Annotated in this window: 17 protein-coding genes; 16 read left to right on the top strand and 1 reads right to left on the bottom strand. The window is 43.1% G+C overall.

Features of this window, described 5'->3' with window-relative positions; translation table 11 throughout:
* Positions 1-99: 99 nt before the first annotated feature.
* The 7 genes from IJI01_RS13395 (at position 100) to pflB (ending at position 8,727) form a co-directional block, all read left to right on the top strand.
* Positions 100-1,029 carry a GNAT family N-acetyltransferase gene (locus IJI01_RS13395; RefSeq protein ID WP_292191390.1) on the top strand — a complete coding sequence of 310 codons (930 nt, stop codon included), beginning with the start codon at positions 100-102 and terminating at the stop codon, positions 1,027-1,029.
* A 147-nt stretch (positions 1,030-1,176) separates the two neighbouring features.
* Positions 1,177-2,970 carry a Na/Pi cotransporter family protein gene (locus IJI01_RS13390; protein WP_292191387.1) on the top strand — a complete coding sequence of 598 codons (1,794 nt, stop codon included), beginning with the start codon at positions 1,177-1,179 and terminating at the stop codon, positions 2,968-2,970.
* Positions 2,971-2,989: 19 nt separating this feature from the next.
* Entirely contained in the window at positions 2,990-4,147 is a 1,158-nt protein-coding gene (locus IJI01_RS13385; protein WP_292191384.1) for a serine hydrolase domain-containing protein, read from the top strand.
* Positions 4,148-4,149: 2 nt separating this feature from the next.
* A complete protein-coding gene (locus IJI01_RS13380) occupies positions 4,150-4,710 on the top strand; it encodes an NUDIX hydrolase (protein WP_292191381.1) in 561 nt (186 codons plus the stop codon).
* A gap of 17 nt (positions 4,711-4,727) precedes the next feature.
* A complete protein-coding gene (locus IJI01_RS13375) occupies positions 4,728-5,513 on the top strand; it encodes a Crp/Fnr family transcriptional regulator (RefSeq protein WP_292191379.1) in 786 nt (261 codons plus the stop codon).
* A 35-nt stretch (positions 5,514-5,548) separates the two neighbouring features.
* Positions 5,549-6,286 (top strand): pyruvate formate-lyase-activating protein, encoded by a 738-nt coding sequence (pflA, locus tag IJI01_RS13370; RefSeq protein WP_292191376.1) that lies wholly within the window; start codon positions 5,549-5,551, stop codon positions 6,284-6,286.
* Between the two features lie 176 nt (positions 6,287-6,462).
* The gene (pflB, locus tag IJI01_RS13365; RefSeq protein ID WP_292191373.1) at positions 6,463-8,727 is read left to right on the top strand and encodes a formate C-acetyltransferase; all 2,265 of its coding nucleotides are present in this window, start codon (positions 6,463-6,465) and stop codon (positions 8,725-8,727) included.
* Positions 8,728-8,782: 55 nt separating this feature from the next.
* Here the strand turns inward: pflB and IJI01_RS13360 are convergent, their stop codons facing one another.
* A complete protein-coding gene (locus tag IJI01_RS13360) occupies positions 8,783-10,804 on the bottom strand; it encodes a right-handed parallel beta-helix repeat-containing protein (RefSeq protein WP_292191370.1) in 2,022 nt (673 codons plus the stop codon).
* 240 nt (positions 10,805-11,044) lie between these two features.
* Here IJI01_RS13360 and IJI01_RS13355 point away from each other — a divergent pair, with 240 nt between their 5' ends.
* The 9 genes from IJI01_RS13355 to IJI01_RS13315 all read left to right on the top strand — a co-directional run bounded on the left by IJI01_RS13355 (position 11,045) and on the right by IJI01_RS13315 (position 23,694).
* On the top strand, positions 11,045-12,085 hold the full coding sequence (locus IJI01_RS13355; protein ID WP_292191367.1) for a LacI family DNA-binding transcriptional regulator: 1,041 nt from the start codon (positions 11,045-11,047) through the stop codon (positions 12,083-12,085).
* 49 nt (positions 12,086-12,134) lie between these two features.
* Complete coding sequence (locus tag IJI01_RS13350; protein ID WP_292191364.1) at positions 12,135-13,043, top strand: ABC transporter permease subunit; 909 nt, start codon at positions 12,135-12,137, stop codon at positions 13,041-13,043.
* Entirely contained in the window at positions 13,040-13,966 is a 927-nt protein-coding gene (locus tag IJI01_RS13345) for a carbohydrate ABC transporter permease (protein ID WP_292191361.1), read from the top strand. Before IJI01_RS13350 ends, IJI01_RS13345 begins: the two co-directional genes overlap by 4 nt.
* A gap of 127 nt (positions 13,967-14,093) precedes the next feature.
* Positions 14,094-15,866, top strand: a complete 1,773-nt coding sequence (locus IJI01_RS13340; RefSeq protein WP_292191358.1) for a sugar ABC transporter substrate-binding protein — start codon at positions 14,094-14,096, stop codon at positions 15,864-15,866.
* A gap of 127 nt (positions 15,867-15,993) precedes the next feature.
* Positions 15,994-17,340 carry an MATE family efflux transporter gene (locus IJI01_RS13335; protein WP_292191356.1) on the top strand — a complete coding sequence of 449 codons (1,347 nt, stop codon included), beginning with the start codon at positions 15,994-15,996 and terminating at the stop codon, positions 17,338-17,340.
* A gap of 78 nt (positions 17,341-17,418) precedes the next feature.
* Complete coding sequence (locus IJI01_RS13330; RefSeq protein ID WP_292191353.1) at positions 17,419-17,727, top strand: hypothetical protein; 309 nt, start codon at positions 17,419-17,421, stop codon at positions 17,725-17,727.
* Positions 17,728-18,003: 276 nt separating this feature from the next.
* Positions 18,004-19,773: an ammonium transporter gene (locus IJI01_RS13325; RefSeq protein WP_292191351.1), complete on the top strand. Its 1,770-nt coding sequence runs from the start codon at positions 18,004-18,006 to the stop codon at positions 19,771-19,773.
* 192 nt (positions 19,774-19,965) lie between these two features.
* Positions 19,966-21,549: an asparagine synthase B gene (gene asnB / locus IJI01_RS13320; RefSeq protein WP_292191348.1), complete on the top strand. Its 1,584-nt coding sequence runs from the start codon at positions 19,966-19,968 to the stop codon at positions 21,547-21,549.
* 36 nt (positions 21,550-21,585) lie between these two features.
* On the top strand, positions 21,586-23,694 hold the full coding sequence (locus IJI01_RS13315) for a glutamine synthetase III family protein (protein WP_292191345.1): 2,109 nt from the start codon (positions 21,586-21,588) through the stop codon (positions 23,692-23,694).
* Positions 23,695-23,745: the final 51 nt, after the last annotated feature.

Here is a 23,745-nt window from a genome sequence, read left to right as displayed (position 1 = left end):
ACAAACCGGAGTTCTTCGGGATGCCGGCCTTTTTTCTGCGATATGCGTGTAATATAATAAAAGTGCAAATAGAATCGATAAATAACAGAGGTTTATATTTTGCTCAAAAACATCATTTTTTCCTTAAATAAAGCAGCAATTGAAAATGAAACAGTACTGCGACAGGTGGTAAGTAGTGGCCAATACCTCGAAAACAGTGGCTATAGAGTTAAGCTCCTTGAAGCGAGTGGTGCTTCATATCCCAAGATCAAGGCAGCAGGCAAAAAGAACACACTTATCATTTGCGACAGCAATGCCTATGCCAAAGAGCTTACAGCCAAAGGATATTATTGCATCGGCGCTATTTACAGCACCAATCAGGGTGAGAAGTTCGAAGGGCTTAAGTATGTTTTCGAAGATATAGAGGAAGTTGACGAAGACTCTTTTGTTAAGGCTTATCAGAGATATTCAGGAGAACCTTGGGAAGTGATCCGCACAGACCGGCTTCTTATCCGCGAAACTACTATCGATGACATTGACGAATTCTATCGCTTATACAAAGATCCTGAGATGACACGTTATATGGAAGGGCTCTTTGAAAACCCCGAAGATGAGAAACGTTATCAGAAGGATTATATAGAAAAAGTCTATGGACTTATGGGCTTTGGCGTGTGGACATTGGTAAGAGCCGAGGACGGCGTAGTTATAGGTAGAGCCGGCTATTCCATTAGAAACGGCTTTGATAATATAGAGCTGGGCTTTCTTATTGGAAAAGAGTATCAGAGACAGGGCTACGCTTACGAAGCCTGCAGCGCGATACTTGAGTACGGCAAAAAGGTTTTGTGCCTTGAGCAGGTGCAGGCCCTTGTAAAAAAAGAAAATGAAGTATCAATAAGATTATGTAAAAGACTTGGCTTTAAAGAAGACGAAGTTGTCAAAGTCGAAGAAAATATTTATGGTCACAGTTATACTGGTGAAGCGGACTCATCGGACATCAGACTTAATCAGGCCAAATATGGAGAATATCTTAAATTCGTTAAAGAGTTATGATCAGAAAAATAAAATTGTTTTGAATCAAATTTTATGGCAATTTTTAGGTTAATACTGTAATATATTAGCTGTAACAGTAGAAAAATATTGATGAATAGGCATAGAGAGGGAGTTCCTCTCAGGGGAGAGTGTCTATACGGAGGTAAAATGAGTTCATTAGAAATGTTCAGTTTGGTTGCGGGGTTAGTAGGCGGACTTGCCATGTTCCTTTATGGAATGAATGTAATGAGTGGTGGTCTGACCAAGATGGCTGGTGGTAAGCTCGAAAGCGTTCTTGCCAGCGTTACCAAACACGCAGTCATCGCATATCTTTTCGGAGTTGGTGTAACAGCTCTGGTCCAGTCTTCATCTGCATCAACCGTAATGGTTGTTGGTCTTGTTAACTCAGGAATCATGACACTTAAGCAGGCAGTCAGTGTTATCCTTGGTGCTAACCTTGGTACAACCTTTACTGCATGGCTTTTGTCTTTAAATGCAATCAGCAGTGATAACTTCATAATAAATCTGCTCAAGCCAGCATCCTTCACACCATTCCTGGCTCTTATCGGTATTGCCCTTTACATGTTTGGCAAGACTGAGAAAAAGAAAAATGTCGGAACTATCCTTCTTGGCTTCTCTGTTCTTATGTTTGGTATGAGCAGCATGTCAAGCGCCGTATCACCACTTAAGGATGTTGAGTCTTTTAAGGCAATCCTTACAACCTTCAGTAATCCAATAATTGGTTTTCTTGTAGGTATTCTTTTCACAATGATCATTCAGAGCTCAGCCGGAACAATTGGTGTACTCCAGGCTCTGTCTCTTTCAGTTAAGATCAAGTACAGCATGGCTATTCCTGTAGTTATAGGTGCTGAGGTTGGTACATGTATCACAGCCATCCTTTCATCACTTGGAGCTAACAAGAACGGTAAGAGAACAGCTCTTATGCACCTGTACTTCAATGTGATCAAGGCTTCTCTTTTCATGATCATATTCTATGCACTTAATGCTGTAGTGCACTTTGCATTTATGGAAACTGAGATTGGTATGGTAGGAATCGCCGGAATCCATACACTAGTTAACCTTGTGGCAACACCACTTATGCTGCCATTTGCACAGGTACTTGTTAACCTGGCACTCAAGACTATTCCTATCGATGAGAAGGAAAAGAAGGAGCAGGAGGAACAGCAGGGTATCCGTACATTGGATCCAAGATTCCTTTCAAACCCTCCATTTGCTCTTGAACAGGCAAGACAGGCAGCTATTACAATGGCTAACATGTCTCAGGATGCTCTCAACAAGGCAATTGGCCTTATTAATGACTACGATCAGGAGGTTGCTGATGAGGTTGAGCACCTTGAGCGCAAGATCGATACCTACGAGGATCAGCTTGGAACCTACCTTATGAAGATCAACTCTCACCACCTTGGTGAATCAGATAGCCACACACTTTCTCTTTTGCTCCACTGCATCACAGACTATGAGCGAATCAGTGACCATGCGCTTAACATCTCAGAGAAGGCTAAGGGAATGAGCGCCGAGAAGAGATCCTTCTCTCCTAAGGCTCAGACCGAGATGGATATATTCGCTTCTGCAGTAAAAGAGATCATGGATCTTGCTATCAGGGCTTTTGCTGAGCAGGATGTTAACCTTGCCAAGTCTATCGAGCCTCTTGAAGAGACAATCGATGGCATCAACATGGAAGTTAAGCGTCGTCATGTCAGAAGACTTCGTAAGGGCAAATGTACTATTGAACAGGGCTTTGACCTGTCTGATATCGGAACAGATTTTGAACGTATTGCAGACCACTGCAGTAATATTGCGGTTGGTATCATCGAGGTTGATGAGGATCTCTACGATGCTCATGAATACATTGAAACTCTCAAGAGAGAGAAGAGTGATGGCTTCGAACAGGCTGTGGACTTCTACGAGAGGAAGTACATGCTGCCATCAGTTAAGTATTAATTAAGAGGGATAAGTTGTTATGAATATAAGAAAGCTTGGCCGATTGGACAACCTGATCGAGAGCCAGCGTGAAAAGGGCAAATTACAGGGCGCGACAATTCTCGTTGAACACAATGGTAAAAGAGTTTATGAGAATCACTACGAGCCCGATAGAGAAGACAGTATCTATAAGATTTTCAGTATGACCAAGCCAATTACGGCTGTGGCAGCAATGATCCTTTTTGAGAGAGGTGAGCTGGACCTTATGAGTAAGGTTTCAGACTACCTTCCAGCTTTTGCTGAGTGTAAGATAGCTACTCCAGAAGGAATAACTAAGGCGGCTAATCCTATAACAGTCAAAGATCTTTTGAACATGACTTCAGGAATTGTGTATTCCGGAGATTTTGGTGAAGCAGAAAGATCGATGACCAAGATTTACAAGGAAGCCAAAACTCAGAGACAGTCAGGAATTCTTAAGAGCAATGTGGATGTCTGCAACAAGCTTGCAGAAGGTTACCTTGCATTTGAGCCAGGAAGCGGTTTTAGATACGGACATTCAGCAGATATCATGGCTGGTGTCATAGAAGTTATTACAGGCAAAAAATATTCAGAGTTCCTCAAAAAAGAAATCTTTACTCCACTTAACATGGAAGATACAGATTTCAGAATAGATGAGAGCAAGGCCTTCAGACAGGCTGTTCTCTATAGAAGAGATAAGACAGGAAGAGTTGTACGCGCTGAAGATGACGTTAAGCGCCGCATGGAGATGGAGAATCCTACTGCTATTCCATGGTTCGAAATGGGCGGTTCAGGTCTTTATTCTACAGCCAATGATTACGCGCATTTTGCACAGATGCTTCTCAATAAAGGCTCTTACCACGGCAAAGAACTGATCGGTAAGAAGACACTTTCTTTTATGACTACGCCACAGCTTGAAAAGTCTGTACAGGAGCAGTTCTGGGATATGAATGGATGCCTTGGCTACAACTATGGTAACTATTTCAGAATCCTTACAGATCCAGCTATGGCAGCATCTAATGGCAGTATCGGAGAATATGGCTGGGACGGAAAAGCTGGCACATATTTCTTTATTGATCCAAGCGAGGAGCTGTCAGTGATCTACATGCAGCAGATTGAAGGCGGCTGTGACTACAGCTTTATCCGTGGAATCAGACAGATTGTTTATGGAGCCATTTGATCATGAAATTTGAGTATTTGGAAAAGAAGGAGCAGGGCAAATTCATAACCAGATATGACCTGCACTATAGAACAGAAGATAATCAGGAAAAGACCTATGAGATCATCAGTAGGAACCCTGATCTCAAGGGCTATGAAGATATACATAACAAAAAAGTTGATGCAGTAGTTCTAATCATGCACGATGAAACAGGTGAGAAGATACTTATCAATAAAGAATTTAGAATGGCGCCTGGCGCATGGGTTTACAATTTCCCAGCAGGTCTTATAGATCCAGGCGAGGAGCCAAAAGAGAGCGCAAGACGTGAGCTCAAGGAAGAAACAGGCCTTGACCTTATTGCAATAGATGACTGGATTGGAGAGAGCTATAGCGCTGTGGGATTCTCCAATGAAAAGAATGTGTGCTGCGTGGGAAGAGCCGGTGGTTCTTTTGCCAAGAGCTCATCAACATTAGAGGAGATAGAGCCAGGCTGGTATACCAAGGAACAGGTAAGAGAGCTTCTTAAGACAGAGCCTTTTGCAGCCAGAACACAGGCGTATTGCTATCTTTGGTCAAGACAGTAATTAGTGGTAATTGTGATATGAGAGAAAAAGTACAGGACGAACAAAATCTCATACAGAACAAGAATCTGGGAGTATATCAGAGTCAGAGTAGGGCCGAGGAACTGAAACGAGGAATCATCGGCCTTAATATTTGCGAAGAATGCGGTGGATTCTGCACAGAAAGTGTCCCTCTTATGGAAGGACTTCCTGTTAATGCGCAGGTGAGTCTGATGGAACACTCCAAGCACGAGACTCTTAAGAAAGGCAGTTATCTTTTCAGAGAGGGCGAGACTGTTGACTCAATCTGTATTATCAGGAAGGGCAGGATCAAACTCTGTAGGTATGATTCACTTGGAAGAGAGCAGATCATAACGATTCTGGCTGACCACGATATCATCTGGGAAGGAATGTTCCTTGATGGCAGTATTTATCCATATTCTGCAGTGTGCCTTACTAATGCGTCTATCTGTCAGATTCACAGAGACGATTTCATAAAGGTTGTGGATAACCCTACTGCGGCGATGAATATAATTATTCTGCTCAGTAAAAAACTTCACGATGCCAATGAGAGAAACATGCTTCTTTCTACCAAGGACCCAATGGCACGTCTGGCGGGCTTTTTAATGTATAGGGTAGACAGAAGCCCATCTGATGATATAGTATTGAAACTCGATGACATTGCAGCGAGTGTTAACCTTAGAATGGAAACAGTCAGCCGCAAGCTCAGAGAACTAGAGAAAATGGGCCTTATCGAGCGAAGAGGCCATGCCAAGATCAAGGTAATTGACAGAGATGCCCTTAGAGAAATCTATGTATCCCAGTAATTACCAGGATTCTTGGGGATTTAGGAAGGATATATATGATAAAGGGAGCAATTCATTCCATAGAAACCTTTGGTTCAGTAGATGGACCTGGAATCAGATTTATTGTTTTTTTGAAGGGATGCAATCTCAGATGTAAGTACTGCCACAATGCAGATACCTGGAATCCACAGTCAGAGGATATGAGAACTCCAGAGGAGCTTCTTGATTTTGCTGAGAGATATCGCGGATACTGGGGAGAAGATGGTGGTATTACAGTTAGCGGTGGTGAGCCACTTCTTCAGATTGATTTCCTCATCGAATTCTTTAAAATGGCAAAGGAAAGAGGAATCAATACATGTATTGATACAGCGCTTCAGCCATTTAATGAGGATAGAAACAGCGAGTTCTTTGGCAAGTTCCAGGAACTTATGAAATATACAGATCTTTTGCTGGTAGATATCAAGCACATTGACAGGGAAGAACATGTGAAGCTTACAGGACTTCCTAACGAGAATATCATCGCTGGTATGGAATATTTATCAGAGATAGGTAAGCCAATCTGGATCCGTCACGTATTGGTTCCAGGAATTACAGACAACGATGATTATCTTCGTCAGACCAGAAGCTTTATTGAGAAACTTTCTAATGTTCAGAAGATAGAAGTGCTTCCATACCACTCAATGGGACAACACAAATTCGAAGCACTTGGAATCCCTTACCAGCTGGAAGGTGTAGAATCTCCAACAGCTGAGCGTGTAGCGAATGCTACAGCGATACTCAGAGGCGAGAAATAAAAACAGACAGGACGCACAAATTTGCGTTCTGTTTTTTTGTGACGAAATTGTGAATTAATTACCAAATTTGATTACAATCAAAGTTTGGTATATGCTATTTTGCTAATATACTCTTCGGTAAATACAAGTGACAATATTTTAACAATGGATGTTACATGTTTGAGAGGAGTTTTATTATGAACGAAGCATGGAGAGGTTTTAAAGGAACCCACTGGCTGGATGATGTAAACGTAAGAGATTTCATCCAGAACAACTACACACCATATGATGGAGATGAGAGCTTCCTTGCTGATGCTACAGATGCTACTAACAAGCTCTGGGGCAGATTACAGGAGCTTCAGAAAGAGGAGCGTGAAAAGGGCGGTGTCCTTGAGTGCGAGACAGAAGTTGTTTCTAGTCTTACAGCTTACGGTCCTGGATATATCGATGAGTCTATGAAGGATCTTGAGACAGTAGTAGGTCTTCAGACAGACAAGCCTCTTAAGAGAGCATTCATGCCTTACGGCGGAATCAAGATGGCTGAGGAAGCTGCTGAGACATACGGCTACAAGGTTAACGAGAAGTTCCACAAGATCTTCACAGAGTACCACAAGACACACAACCAGGCAGTATTTGATGCTTACACACCTGAGATGAGAGCTGCTAGACACAGCCACATCGTAACAGGTCTTCCAGATACATACGGACGTGGACGTATCGTAGGCGACTACAGAAGAGTTGCTCTTTACGGTATCGACTACCTCATCAAGAAGAAGATGGAAGATTATGACAACTGCGGCGACGGCACAATGCTTGACCACATCATTCGTCAGAGAGAAGAGATCTCAGAGCAGGTTAGAGCTCTCAAGGGAATGAAGGAAATGGCTGCCGTTTACGGATTTGATATTTCACAGCCAGCTAAAAACGCTAGAGAGGCTGTTCAGTGGCTTTACTTTGGATATCTTGCAGCTATCAAGACTCAGAACGGTGCTGCTATGTCAGTTGGACGTGTATCTACATTCCTTGACATCTATATCGAGAGAGATATTAAGGAGGGAACACTTACAGAGTCTGAGGCTCAGGAGCTTATCGACCACATGACAATGAAGTTCAGAATGGTTAAGTTTGCTCGTATCCCTTCATACAACAACCTCTTCTCAGGTGACCCAGTATGGGCTACTCTTGAGGTTGGTGGACTTGGAATGGATGGTCGTCACATGGTTACAAAGAACGACTTCAGATTCCTTCACACACTTGAGAACATGGGACCTTCACCAGAGCCAAACCTTACAGTTCTTTATACTTCTAAGCTTCCAGCTACATTCAAGAAGTATGCTGCTAAGATCTCTGTTACAACATCTTCAATCCAGTACGAGAACGATGATGTTATGAGACCTATCTGGGGCGATGACTACAGCATCTGCTGCTGCGTATCTGCTACACAGACTGGTAAAGAGATGCAGTTCTTCGGAACTAGAGCTAACCTTGCTAAGTGTCTTCTTTACGCTATCAACGGTGGTAAGGATGAGAAGTTCCTTACAAAGGATGGCAAGCACATGCAGGTAGGACCTGAGATGGCACCTATTACATCAGAGGTTCTTGATTACAACGAAGTTATGCACAAGTATGACATCATGATGGATTGGCTTGCAGGACTCTATGTAAACATCCTCAACCCTATCCAGTACATGCATGACAAGTACTACTACGAAGCAGCTGAGATGGCTCTTATCGATACAAACGTAAGACGTACATTCGCTACAGGTATCGCTGGTTTCTCACACGTTGTAGATTCACTTTCAGCTATTAAGTATGCTAAGGTTACAACTGTTCGTGATGAGTCAGGCCTTGTTGTTGATTACAAGGTTGAGGGAGACTTCCCAAGATACGGTAACGATGATGAGAGAGCAGACGAAATCGCTGTATGGCTTCTTAAGACATTCATGAAGAAGATCGAGAAGCACCACACATACCGTGATTCAGAGCCTACAACATCAATCCTTACAATCACATCAAACGTTGTTTATGGTAAGGCTACAGGTGCTACACCTGATGGAAGACCTGCATTCGCTTCATTTGCTCCTGGTGCATCACCATCTTACGGAGCTGAGAAGAACGGTCTTCTTGCATCACTTAACTCTGTTGCTAAGATTCCTTACGAGTACGCACTCGACGGAATTTCAAATACACAGACAATGAACCCTAACGCTCTTGGTCATGACGACGAGGAGAGAGCTAACAAGCTCGTTAGCGTTCTTGATGGATACTTCAACCAGGGATCACATCACCTTAACGTTAACGTATTTGGTAAGGAGAAGCTCATCGATGCTATGGAGCATCCTGAGAAGCCTGAGTATGCTAACTTCACTATCCGTGTATCTGGATACGCTGTTAAGTTCATCAACCTTACTAAGGAGCAGCAGCTCGACGTTATCGCTCGTACATGCCACGAGGCACTCTGATAATATTAGAACTGCAAAAGAAAGGAAGGTCGCAAGACCTTCCTTTTTTGTGTCATTATTTGATTTCAAGCTTCTTCCATACTAAGGTCTCTTTCGCTCCAAGATTAGCGAGAGGGCCTGGGATGGTTGATGAAGACCTATGGTTACCTAAGAAATCCTTGTCGAAGGTTATAGGTGTTCCATCTGGGTTCTCGAATTTTTGCTCTGGTTCAAATGCCTTGCCTAAAGTATCTGTAGTTATAATGCCATCGAGGAATCCATCAAGAGCTTTACCCACAGAAGTTTTTAAATAATAGTCTCCATTTTTCTCTTTCAATTCGACAGTAACTTTTGTCTTTTTATCTTCAAGGTGATTCTTTTTCTTTTCGTGCTTACATACTGTGGCGCCTCCGAAGTATGCGTTTCCTTCAACCCATACAGGAAGGTGGCCAAAATGTGCTTCTGCAAGTCCGCCCATGTCTGGGTTTTTCTCAAAGTCAAACTGACCTATCCATTCCTCGTAGGAAGGGAAGATATCAAATGGAGCTGTTCCAACTACTTCATATTCAGCATCGGCAGCAGTCTTTTTCTTGTCAGTTACAGGGTGCTGCTGAATAAATACATTGTTATAAATTCTGTCATCGCCGTGAAGGATTGTCATAAAGCCGGCAACCTCTGTCCTATGGCGGATGTGATAAGGTGTATATCTTGGCTCTCGCTGGTTGTTAACAATGCTGTCTACGCCAGAGTTTATTAGACCAAAACCACCAAGGACCAGATTGTGGATAACAGCTATTCCTTCACTTGGAATAATAATGGAAGTAGGTGAGAGCAGAATATTGTTGTCGATAAGCGTAGGGCCGTGTCCAACCTCGATGAATACATCAGTTGAGAACATAGCACCTGGAGCCTGCTTGAGGCCGCCGTGTCTGTAGTTATCGTGCATCAGGTTCTGAGATACTCTTGCACCCTGAGCTTCCCAATCAAGCCATACACCCATAATGCAGTGATGGATATGGTTTCTTCTGATAGTTACATCTATTCCGGCGTGGAGCTTGATACCAGCTGTCTCAGCTCCGCCAAGCTGCTGAGATGTGCAGATATCGTGAATCTCGCAGTCCTCGATTGTTGAGAATACAGCGCCCATTCTTCCTACGATACCAGTCTGCTCGCAGTGGTGAACGTGGCAGCGACGAACTATGTGGTGACCTATTTTCTCTTTTAACCAGCCATGGTACTGACCTCTGCAGACAGCATCACGCTCCATCTGAGTAGGGCTCTTAACATGATTCTTGGTAAAGTACATATCATTTTCAGGATCGAGATATTTGCCCAGAGAGATACCACAGCATCTGCTTCCGTAAACCTCGCAGTCCTCAATTATCCAGCCCTTAGACCAGTGAGGTCCGATCATTCCATCCTGATAAGCTGCAGGAGGAGCCCATGTAGTAGCAGCCTTATTGATGTTAAAGCCGCTTACAGTGATATAGTCAACGTGATTCTTGGTTGGCATGAAGACATTACGTCTTACGCTGATCTCGACCTTTTCTTTGTTAGGATCAAGGTCCTGGAAGTTAGCATAAAGAACTGTCTCATTAGTTTTCTCATCCTGCTCTGTATACCACAGATACTGAGCCGCAACCTGATCCCAGGCAAGAGGATCCCCTTTACCTTTCTGACACTCAGCAAGAGAAGAAGCTTCATACATCATGTTGTCGTTAACAAAGACAGAACCTGTATGTCTGATTATTGGTGAGAAGTACCAGTCTCCATATACTCTTTCAACATATGGATTATAGGAACCAAACATAGTGTTGCTAACGCGTACTGTCCAGGTTGTGCCCTTGACCTTTTTCCAACCTGTTACAAGCTCTGCGCCAGTTATGACAGCTCCCAATGGCTCTTCTGAGCGATAAACAATAGGAGCTTCCTTAGTTCCGGCATTTACAGGAATTACATGTTCTCTGTAAACACCAGGTTTAACAATAACTTCATCTCCGGGAACAGCCAGCTTGGCAGCATCATTAATGTGCTTGAATGGACGAGCCTGACTGCCGTCGCCGTCTTTAAATGACGTAGCATCAACGTAGTAAATCATACTTTTCCTCTCTGCTTAAATGCACAAAAACCACTGATTTAGTTGAACGTTAAACATAAATATTTATTATATTATGTGTTTCAATAACTATTAGCAAGGTCAAATTGCACAAATGTTTACAAAATAGTTTGTGTTTAATAGACAAATTACCAAAAAATGTTGACAATTGTTCTGGGCAAAGGTTATATTTATGGTGTGTTTAACGATTTACCAAAAGAAAACTGACATTTAGGAGTAGAGATGGTAACCCTGAAGGAAATTGCGGAAATCTGCAACGTTTCCGCAACCACAGTGTCCAACGTTATCAACGGCAAAGCCAAGACTAGCGAAGCGACCAAAAAGAGAATAATGGATGTTGTCAGGGAAACTGGTTACAACCCAAATTACATGGCCAAGGGTCTGAGGGTTAAGAGGACCAGAACCATAGCTATCATCGCGGAGGATCTGGCACAGTTTACTTCACCGCCGATAATAGAGAATATTATGGCCTATTGTGAAGAGAGACAGTATAGAGCAACGGTTTATAACCTGCGACTCTATGACAGATGGTCAGACACCTGGTACAACAACGAGGACGAGTATAAATCAGTGTTTGAGCCGGTCCTAAGGGATGTGTTATCTGCTCAGGTTGACGGAATTATTTATCTGGCTGGACATTGTCGTGTGATCAAGTCCTTTGGAGATGATTTTTCTATTCCGGTAGTGATGTGTTATGCACTGTCAGATTCTTCCAAGATTCCTTCGGTAGTGATCGATGATGAGAACAGCGCCTGGGAAATGGTGACACATCTGATCAAGGCGGGGCATAAGCGAATCGGATTTGTTGGTGGTCGCGTAGAAAACACACATACAATCGAGCGACTAAAAGGGTATCAGAGAGCTCTTTATGAAAATGGAATTCTTTTTGATCCAAGTCTTGTCTATTACGGCAGATGGGATCGTGAATCCGGAGCAGAAGGAGCTGCCAAGCTACTAACACAAGGGGTTACAGCAATCTTTGCAATTTCAGACAGAATGGCCGGTGGCGTATACGACTATCTTTATGAAGAAGGGATTGCGGTAAAAGAAAAAATAGCAGTAGCAGGATTTGATAATGAAGCCATATCTCAGTTCTTCAGGCCAGCGCTGACTACGACAGAGCTTCCACTTGCTGAGATTGGCAAAAAGGCCGCGGAACTTATTCTGAATAGCTTGGAAAAGAAAGACGGGGAAAAGATAAGATATTCAGAGCCATATGTTATTAAGCTTCCGTGCACTTTACAAGACAGACAGTCTGTCTGAAAATTTTTTACCAGTTTAGTTTAACGTTAAACTAAAAGGAGGAGTTGGGGTGACAAAGAAAAAGGTTTATTCATTCAAATTATTCTTAATGGTGCTTCCATTCATTATTCTGGTTCTTTTGTTCTGTTATTATCCACTTTATGGATGGATGTACGCATTCTATGATTACAAACCACCAAAGGCATTGTCTGCTTGCCCGTTCGTAGGCTTTAAGTGGTTTTCATCATTAGTAAGCAGTCCTACTAAAGTTCAGCAGATTGTACAGGTATTAAAGAATACCTTTGCCATGAGTGGTATTACTCTTGGTACAAGCTGGCTTCCTATGATCTTCGCAGTATTTCTCAATGAGATCAGAGGCGTCAAGTTCCGTAAGTTTGTACAGACAGTTACAACACTTCCTAACTTTGTCAGCTGGGTAATGGTTTACTCAATTGCATTCGCTCTTTTTAACAGCACAGGTATGATGAACTCACTTCTTATCAAGGCCGGCTGGATAGAGCAGCCAATTCTTTTCCTGCAGCAGTCTGAGCACGTATGGTTCACTCAGTGGCTGTGGCTTACATGGAAGAACCTTGGCTGGGTAGCGATCATGTACATCGCAGCTATTTCAAGTATTGACGATGAGCTTCTGCAGGCAGCAAGGGTTGATGGAGCCAGCAGAATGCAGATTATCTGGCACATCACAATACCTAGCCTTTTACCTACATATTTCGTACTTCTTGTTATCAATGTTGCTAACTTCCTTAACAACGGTATGGAACAGTACTACGTATTCCAGAACGCCTTCAACAAAGAGTTCATCCAGGTTCTGGACCTCTATGTTTATAACATGGCGATGGGAAGCGGTGGATATTCTGTTTCAGTAGCGATCTCAATGCTTAAGAGCCTTGTAAGCGTTGTTCTTCTTGTTATCGTTAACGGAGCATCCAAGGCAATCAGAGGGGAGAGCATACTATGAGAAAAGAAGTTGAACCAAAGACCAAGATAAAGATAAGCGCAGGAGATCGCACACTTGAGATCATATGCTACATCATCTTTTCAATAGCAGCATTTCTGTGCCTGTATCCTTTCTACTATATTGTTATAAATACTATCAGTGCCAACGACTTAAGTGCAAAGGGAGACATTCTCTTTTGGCCAAAAGGAATTCATTTCCATAACTATTCATCAGCATTTAGAATTGACGGTCTTTTCCAGGCCCTCAAGATTTCTCTTATGAGAACAACTCTTGGAACAGCCTTTACAGTATTTGCATCTGCTTACCTGGGATTCATGTTTACTCAGGAAAAGATGTGGCTGAGAAAGGTTTGGTACAGACTCATCGTAGCAACCATGTACTTTAATGCAGGTATTATTCCTTGGTATCTGGTAATGAAGAACATGCACCTGACCAACAATTTCTGGGGATATATCCTTCCAGCAATTGTTTCACCATTTAACCTGATTCTCACTAAGACATTCGTAGAATCTGTGCCAAAAGAGCTGCAGGAAGCTGCGGAAATGGACGGCGCCGGAGTACTTACAGTATTCTTCAAGGTCATTATTCCGGTTATTAAGCCAATCATGGCGACAGTTGCTATCTTCTCAGCTGTAAGCCAGTGGAATGCTTTCCAGGATACACTGCTCCTTATGACAGATACTAAGCTTTATCCACTGCAGTTCGTATTGTACCAGTATCTGAACCAGGCAAGCTCACTTGCTTCACTTGCTCAGAGCAATACAAGTACATCTTCACTTGCAGCGGCAGCAGCTACAACACAGACGACAACCAGTGTACGTATGACAATTACGGTTATCGTAGTTTTACCTATCATGCTTGTTTACCCGATTTTCCAGAAGTACTTCGTAAAGGGTATCATGATCGGTGCTGTTAAGGGCTGAGAGAACTTGATGAGGTATTATCGAATCTAGTTCGAACGTCTACCGGCTCACGAAGTGAGAGCGGTAGGTTCCTTATGTGCAATTACCCATTTTTAATGGGCGTTTATAAGAAAAAGGAGGAATGAAAATGAAGTTCAAAAAAATCGCTTCTCTGGCAATGACAACTATCATGGCAGCATCTATGATTGCTGGCTGTGGTCAGACTGCTGCAGAGAGCACAGGAGGAAATGCTCAGACTTCTACTAAGACTGAGACAACATCCACATCTGGTGGAGACACAGCAGCTGCACCTGCTGCAGAGGCAGATCACTCATCTGAGTACACTGTAGATTTCTACAATGTAGCAGCTAACTTCCAGGGCGTACAGTCCGGATGGTATGGAAAGATTGTAAAAGACAAATTCAACATGGATCTCAACATCATCGCACCTCAGGTATCAGGCGATGGCGCAGCTCTTTATCAGACACGTTGCGCAGCTGGTGCTCTTGGAGATCTTATTATCCTTGACAATGCTGACATGCAGGAATGTATCGAAACAGGTCTTATCCACGATCTGACAGATGTAATCGAGCAGTATCCTAACCTTGCTAAGTACATGTCACAGATCAAGCAGTTCAACTCAATGATGGGTGATGGCACTAAGATCTATGCTATTCCTCTTGAGATGAACAACAACGGACCTACGGCTTACAAGCAGCTTCACGTTTATACATACCCTCGTATTGGATGGGATATGTACAACGAAGTAGGCGCTCCAGAGCTTAAGAACACAGATGACCTTCTTAACTGCCTTGCAGATATCCAGAAGGCACATCCTACAAACGATAAGGGCGACCCAGCATATGCTGTATCTCTTTGGAAAGACTGGGATAGCCAGTACATGGAGAACGTTGCGCAGCTTACAAAGTGGTATGGACAGGAAGTAAACGGATCAGTCCTTATCGGAACAGATAACTCTATCGTTCCTCTTACAGACAAGGCTGGCGCATACTACAAGATGCTTAAGTTCTTATATCAGGCTAACCAGATGGGTCTTGTAGATCCTGACTCAGCTACACAGGACTGGAACTCAATGGTATCCAAGATGCAGGACAAGAGAGTATACCTCTACTGGTATAGCTGGCAGTATGGTTTCTGGAACACACCTGCAAAGGGTGAAGAGGGAACTAACTACATCGAGATCCCTGTAGCAGATACAAACCTTTATCAGCCATCTGATACATACTATGGTGATGGCCGTGTTATTGCTGTTGGTTCACAGGTAAGTGATGAGAACTTTGCTAGACTTATGGAGTTCCTTGACTGGTATGCTTCACCAGAGGGCGTTCAGCTTCAGCATGCTGGTACAGAAGGCCTCATCTACACTGTAGAGAACGGCAAGTACACACTTACAGAAGATGGTCTTAACAGATTCTCAGCAGAAGTTGCTGTTCCTGAAGATCAGGGCGGCGGAAACTGGAACGATGGTAACAACCAGATCAACCAGTGGATCGTAGCTTCTTGCGATATCAACCCAGATACAAACGAGCCTTACGGAACAGATTTCTGGTCAACAACAATCGAGATGAACCAGACAAAGACAACTAAGGAATGGACAGATAAGTTTGGTGCAGCTGATGACGTTGATTACCTTACAAAGAACAACATGATGACAGTAGTTCCAAGTATCAACATGGCTCTTGCTATTGATACAACAGATATCAGCCTTGCTCGTAAGCAGTGCGGCGATACAATCAAGGATGCTTCATGGAGAATGGTATTTGCTAAGGACGACGCTGATTTCGAAGCTCAGTGGGATGCAATGACAGCTCAGCTTGAGGGTCTTGGATGGAGCGATCTTACAGCATTTGATACAGAGAAGTATCAGCCAATGCTTGATGCTAGAAAAGCAGCTCAGTAATTATTCTTAATAAAGTATTAAATTTTTATGCAGGGCAGCGCCAGTGGCGCTGCCTTGTTTACTTTTGCAATTAGTAATGTTAGAGTGAAAATTGACACTGAAATCATCTAATTTAAGGAAAATACTAATGGCAAAAAAATATGTCACCGACATGACTAAGGGCAACGAAATAGCCCTTCTTATAAAATTCACGATCCCAATGCTCTTGGGTAATTTATTTCAGCAGTTTTATAACCTTGCAGATACCATCATCGTTGGCCAGTTTGGAGGCGAGTATGGTCTTGCTTCAATTGGCGCGGTAGGAAGCGTAAACTTCCTATTCTTTTCACTGTGCCTTGGTATGGGCGCAGGTGTCGGCATCATGATCTCTCAGAATTTTGGTGCTGGAAAAGATGAGTATGTTAAAAAGATAGTTGGTAATGCCATATATATCACTCTTGTAGCAGGCATTCTTATGAGTATCGTGAGTGTTGTGTTTGCAAGGCCAATACTGACTATCATGGATACTCCTGATGAATGTATGGGAGATGCTCTTTTATACATGAGAATCGTGTGCGGAGCAACTTTCCTGGTTGCTGCATACAACATGATTTCTTCTATATTGAGGGCCCTTGGCGATAGTAAGACTCCTCTTATTTTCCTCGTTGTAGCCTGCATTATCAACATAGTTCTGGACCTTATCACTGTAGTAGGCCTCCACTGGGGAGTTGCCGGTGCAGCCATAGCTACAGTCTTTTCCCAGACAATAGCAATGGTGGGCTCAATAGTTGTTGGAGTTAAAAAGAACCCCTATCTTCAGCTATCTAAAAGGCACAAGGATCTGGATACAGATATCATTGATAAAGCAATCAGACTCGGTATTCCTCTGGCGCTCCAGAATGCACTTATCGCTTTCTCATGCGTAGCCCTTCAGAGAGTAGTTAACAGCTTTGGAAGTAATGTAATGGCGGCGTATACAGCCACAGGACGTGTTGAGCAGTTGGTTCAGCAGCCATTTGGATCACTTGGAACAGCTGTATCTACCTTTGCTGGGCAGAATGCCGGTGCCAAGAAGCTCGACAGAGTTAAGAGTGGATGTATCAAGAGTGTCATTTTGGTGGCTATATTCAGTGCGCTTATGGCGGTTGTAATGTTTGCTTTTGGCGAGGCTATCATTGGCTTCTTTACACCTAATCAGGAAGCAATCCGAATAGGTGCAATGGGACTTAGAATAACAGGATGCTTCTACTTCTTCCTAGGACTTATATATGTATTTAGAGGAATGTTAAACGGCGTAGGTGATGCAGCCTTTGCTCTTATAAACGGAATCATAGAAGTAGCTGGACGTATCGGCTTTGCTGCAGTTCTTATGGCGATTCCAGGCGTAGGACTTTGGGGATGCTGGTACACAAACGGCCTTACCTGGGCAATTACAGGAATTGGCTGTGTTATCAGATACATGAGAGGTAAATGGAGAAAAAAGGTTTTCGCATAAATAGCAACTTTTGTGTGGTATTAGGTATAATATAGATGTATCATAAAACTGATAAGTTTTTGATGTGGGAGGGATATTATGCAATCTAATACTAGTACCAAACTTTTTTCAGTACTTTGCTACTTAACAGTTGTTGGCTGGATCATTAGCTTTTTGCTCCGCGACAAGGAGGATGTAGTTGTTAAGCATCATCTCAATCAGGGGCTTATACTGATCCTTGCAGCAATAATTTTTGGAGCAATCGGACAATTCGGTGGAATATTTGGACTTATACGTTGGGTTGGTTGTATTGCGGTATTTGTCTATATCATTATGGGTATAGCAAGAGCATTTCAGCTTAGTACACAGCCACTTCCACTCATAGGAGATATTCGTTTAGTTAAATAATTAATTGCATTATTGTATACAAAATACTTGACATGTCTTTTTATATGTTTTAGAATTCATAAACATAAAGACAAGGGCGTCTTAGAGAGGAATCTCTAAGGCGCTTTTTGTTTATCTGTATGCATGGGCAGTCCGCGGTGTGCGTGTATACATGATCATATCTTCATAGTTATATCTATTAGATTAGATGCAATGGCGCATTAGACTACAGGGGTGTGTAGTGGGCCATTGCATTTTTTTATTATGAAGAGCTAATAAGCGGAGAGGAGAACGTGTATGAGTGAAGATATCTTAAGTGCAATAGATAGTAGTGTGTTTGGCGTATGGTTCCTTATAGGAGCGGCCCTGGTGTTCTGGATGCAGGCAGGTTTTGCAATGTGTGAGGCTGGTTTCACAAGGGCTAAGAATACAGGAAATATCATAATGAAGAACCTTATGGATTTCTGTATTGGTACTGTAGTATTTATTCTTATCGGTTTTGGATTGCTCCTTGGCGAAGACATCGCAGGAATAATCGGAAGACCAGGATTCGACATCTTTACAAGTTATGCAAACTTTGACTGGTCTAACTTCGTATTCAACCTTGTGTTCTGTGCTACAACAGCAACAATCGTTTCAGGATCAATGGCAGAGAGAACTAAGTTCATTTCTTACTGTGTATACTCAGCAGTTATCTCAGCAATCATTTATCCTATCGAGGCTCACTGGACATGGGGCGGCGGTTGGCTCGCACAGATCGGTTTCCACGATTTTGCAGGTTCTAACTGTATTCACATGGTTGGAGGTATCTCAGCACTTATCGGTGCAGCTTTCCTTGGACCACGTATTGGTAAATTTGAAAGAGATAAGTCAGGAAAGGTTACAAAAGTAAATGCTTTCCCAGGACATAACCTCGTAGCAGCAGCTCTTGGTGTATTCATCCTCTGGCTTGGCTGGTATGGCTTCAACGGAGCAGCTTGTACATCAGTTGATCAGCTCGGTTCAGTATTCGTAACAACAACTATTGCTCCAGCACTTGCAACAGTAACATGTATGATCTTTACATGGATCAAATATGGTAAGCCAGATGTTTCAATGTGTCTGAATGCTTCACTTGCTGGTCTTGTAGCTATCACAGCTCCTTGTGATGTAGCTGATGCTTTTGGTTCAATCGTAATTGGTATCGTAGCAGGCCTTCTTGTTTGCTTCGGTGTTTGGTTCCTTGATTACAAGCTTCATGTTGATGATCCAGTTGGTGCAGTTGCAGTTCACTGCCTCAATGGTATCTGGGGAACACTTGCAGTAGGTCTTTTTGCTACAAATACAGCACCTGGCTACTCAATTGCTGATGCAGCTGGAAACGAGATGGTAGGTCTCTTCTACGGCGGCGGCTTCAAGCTCCTTGGAATCCAGCTTCTTGGATGCGCAGCTACAGCAGCTTGGACAGCAGTTATGATCACACTTACATTCCTTGCTATCAAGGCAGTTCTTGGCCTTCGTGTTACAGAAGAGGAAGAGATCCTTGGTCTTGACTCAACAGAGCATGGCCTTGCAAGCGCTTATTCAGGATTTGCGATCATGGATGTTTCTAACACACTCCAGATGGCAGTTAATGAAAATACAGACCTTGGTGTCAGCGAGTACAGCGAAGCTTCTACATTCCAGAAGAATGCATCAGTTCCAGTTGTAGCTGCACCAGTTCATACAGAATCAGGTATTCATAAAGTTGTTATTATCGCTAAGTTGTCCCGCTACGATAAGCTGAGACGTGCAATGAACGATCTCGGTGTAACAGGGATGACTGTTACTCAAGTCATGGGATGTGGCGTCCAGAAAGGTTCTGGCGAAATGTATCGTGGAGTCGAGATGGATGCCACTCTCCTTCCCAAGATCAAGCTGGAAGTTGTTATCAGCAAGATCCCTGTGGCAGATGTTATCGAAGCAGCCAAGAAGGCTCTTTACACAGGTCATATCGGAGATGGAAAGATCTTCGTATACAGTCTCGACAATGTAGTAAAGATCCGTACCGGCGAGGAAGGTGCAGCAGCCCTCGCGGATGTTGAGTGATAAAGGGATGAAAGTTCATATTCTGCTGTGTTTACACTAAGCAGAATATGAATTTGAAGACCTAACAGACATAAGGAAAAAAGATATACGAATGAAATGAGTATATCGATTTCCGAATGGATGTAGGATTGCGAGAACGAAGTGTAGCAATCCTTTATCACTAAATATAAATGATATTCAGGAGGAAACAGTATGTGCGCAATACTTACATACGCAAGGGAAGATATTTCCCAGGAGTTCTTTGAGCAGATGCTCTCAAAGACCATTTCAAGAGGCCCTGACATGAGCAGGATTCAGAAAGTAGATGCAGGATGGGTAGGCTTTAATCGCCTCTCAATCATGGGCCTTAACGAAGCAGGGATGCAGCCATTTAACTTAAATGGCAATACAGTGGTCTGTAACGGTGAGCTCTACGGCTTCAAAGATCTAAAAGAATATCTGGTATCCCTTGGGTATGAATTCAAAAGTGAAAGTGATTGCGAAATACTACTTCCTCTTTATGAAAAGCTTGGAACAGCAATGTTCGGACTTCTTGATGCTGAATTCGCCTGCGTCATCTACGACGGGGCCAAAAAGAAATTCATTGCTGCAAGAGATCCAATAGGAATAAGACCCCTCTATTACGGCTATGACGCTGATGGATATATAATCTTTGCTTCAGAGCCCAAGAACCTGGTGGGAGCGTGTGATAAGATAATGCCTTTCCCGCCAGGGCATTTCTATGAAGATGGACAGTTTGTCTGCTACAGAGACCTGACCAAGGTAAAGGAGCATGTGGCTCAGGACCTTGAACAGATCACGGCAAACATTCATGACAAGCTGTTTAAGGGGATTCAGAAAAGACTCGATGCAGATGCGCCAGTTGGATTTCTTTTATCAGGAGGACTTGATTCCTCACTGGTATGCGGCGTAGCAGCAAGCCTGTCAGATAAACCAATAGAAACCTTTGCAATAGGAATGGATATAGATGCCATCGACCTCAAGTATGCAAGAGAGGTTGCAGACTACATCCACAGTAACCACCACGAAGTCATCATTACCAAAGACGATGTTATAAATGCCCTTGAGCCGGTAATTGCAGCACTTGGAACCTACGACATCACAACAATAAGAGCATCAATCGGAATGTACCTGCTCTGCAAGTGGATTCACGAGAATACAGACATCAAGGTAATACTTACCGGTGAGATTTCAGATGAGCTCTTTGGTTACAAATATACAGACTTTGCACCAAGCGCTCAGGCTTTCCAGGAAGAGGCGCAAAAGAGAATTCGCGAGATCAACATGTACGACGTTCTTAGAGCCGACAGATGCATCAGCGTAAATTCACTGGAAGCAAGAGTTCCTTTCGGAGATCTGGATTTTGTAGATTACGTAATGAACATCGACCCGGAGAAGAAGCTCAATACCTACGGCATTGGCAAATATCTTTTACGCAAAGCCTTTGAAAAAGATGAAGTTATCCCATATTCAATCCTCATGAGAGAAAAAGCAGCCTTCTCAGATGCAGTTGGACACTCACTCAGGGATGATCTGATGGAATATGCAGACCAGCAGTACACATACGCTGAATATGAGATCAATAAAAAGAAATATAAGCATGCAACTCCATTTACCAAGGAGTCGCTTTTATATAGAGAAATCTTTGAAAAGTACTATCCAGGTCAGTCGCACATGGTTGTGGATTTCTGGATGCCAAATAAGAGCTGGGAGGGCTGCAATGTAAACGATCCTTCCGCAAGAGTACTTTCAAACTATGGAGCTTCAGGCAAATAAAATTCTTAATATATGAAAAAAATGGAGGAGAAAGGTATGATAGACGCAAGTAAACTCACAACAGAATTTGGAAGTCTTGTATTCAACGACAAGATCATGAAGGAGCGCCTTCCCAAGGATATCTACAAGGCAGTTCACAAGACAATAGAAAAAGGCACACATCTTGAACTGGACGTAGCTAACTGCGTAGCAGCAACAATGAAGGAATGGGCAATCGAGAACGGTGCAACACATTTCACACACTGGTTCCAGCCTATGACAGGCCTCACAGCTGAGAAGCACGACAGCTTCATCTCTCCTACAGAAGATGGCAAGGTTATCATGGAGTTCTCAGGAAAAGAGCTGGTTAAGGGCGAGCCAGATGCATCAAGCTTCCCATCAGGCGGACTTCGTGCAACCTTCGAGGCTAGAGGATATACAGCATGGGATCCTTCATCACCAGCATTCATCAAGGACGGATCTCTTTACATTCCTACAGCATTCTGCTCATACGGCGGAGAAGCTCTTGATAAGAAGACTCCTCTCCTTCGTTCTATGGAGGCTCTTTCAAACGAGGCAACTAAGATGCTTCACCTTCTTGGATATGAGGATGTTAACCGTGTAAACACAACAATCGGTTCAGAGCAGGAATATTTCCTTATCGATAAAGATTTCTATAAGAAGAGAAAAGACCTTCTTTTCACAGGAAGAACACTTATTGGAGCACCTGCTTCAAAGGGTCAGGAAATGGAAGATCACTACTTCGGAGTTATCAAGCCTAAGGTATCTGCTTACATGCATGACCTTGACGAGGAACTCTGGAAGCTCGGAATTCCAGCTAAGACCAAGCACAACGAGGTTGCTCCTTCACAGCACGAGCTTGCTCCAGTATTTGAGACAGCTAACATCGCTGTAGATCACAACCAGCTCACAATGGAAGTTATGAAGAAGGTTGCTGACAAGCACAACTACGCATGTCTTCTTCACGAGAAGCCATTCGAAGGAATCAACGGTTCAGGTAAGCACAACAACTGGTCAATCTGCACAGATACAGGTATGAACCTTCTTGATCCTGGCAAGAACCCAGGTGAGAACACACCTTTCCTTGTATTCCTTATGGCAGTTATCGCAGCAGTTGATGAGTATGCACCAATACTCAGACTCTCAGTAGCATCTGCTGGTAACGATCACAGACTTGGTGGTAACGAGGCACCTCCAGCAATCATCTCAATCTTCGTTGGTGACGAGCTTGCAGAAGTTCTTAAGGCTGTAGAAGCTGGCTCCACATATCAGGCAGCAGGCAAGTCTCAGATGACAATGGGAGCAACAGTACTTCCACACTTCACCAAGGACAATACAGATAGAAACAGAACATCACCATTTGCTTTCACTGGTAACAAATTCGAGTTCCGTATGCCTGGTTCTGCAGTATCTGTTGCTAACGCTAACATCGTTCTCAACACAGCAGTTGCAGAAGAAGTAGCTAAGCTTTATGCAAAGCTCGAAGGTCTCTCAGGAGATGCTCTTGCTGCTAAGATCAAGGAAGTATTAAAAGAGACACTCCTTGAGCATAAGAGAGTTCTTTTCAACGGAAACGGATATACAGATGAGTGGGTTGAGGAAGCAGAAAAGAGAGGTCTTCCAAACCTTAAGTCTCTTCCAGATTGCATGCCATACTGGATTTCTGATGAGTCAATTGAACTCTTCACTAAGCACCACATCTTCACTAAGGAAGAGATTCATTCAAGATATGAGATTCTCCTTGAGAACTACTCTAAGTCAATCCATATCGAGTCTCTCACAATGCAGGAGATGGTCAGAAAAGACCTTACAGAAGGCCTTGTTGCTTATCAGAAGGATCTTTCAAAAGAGATCGTTCAGAAGAAGAGTCTCCTCGATGGCGCATGCTGCGAGCTTGAGCTTGGAGTACTGAAGTCACTTGATGAGTCCAGCGCTGAGATGTGCAAAGCACTTACAAAGCTTTATGAGGATACCAAGAAGGCAGAGGGCATGACAGAGAACCTTGAAACAGCTGCTTACTATCAGAGTACAGTCCTTGCTGATATGGATGAACTCAGAAAGTACGCTGATAAGGCAGAGGCACTTATCCCAGAGAAGTACTTGAGCTACCCTACATACGGCGAGATGCTTTTCTCTCTTAGATAATAAACTGGCACCTAAGTAAATGCACATTTATGTACCGCGCACCAACCTGCG

Source organism: Butyrivibrio sp. (assembly GCF_017433805.1).
Classification (GTDB): Bacteria; Bacillota; Clostridia; order Lachnospirales; family Lachnospiraceae; genus Butyrivibrio.
This window is presented reverse-complemented; position numbering and strand designations above follow the sequence as displayed.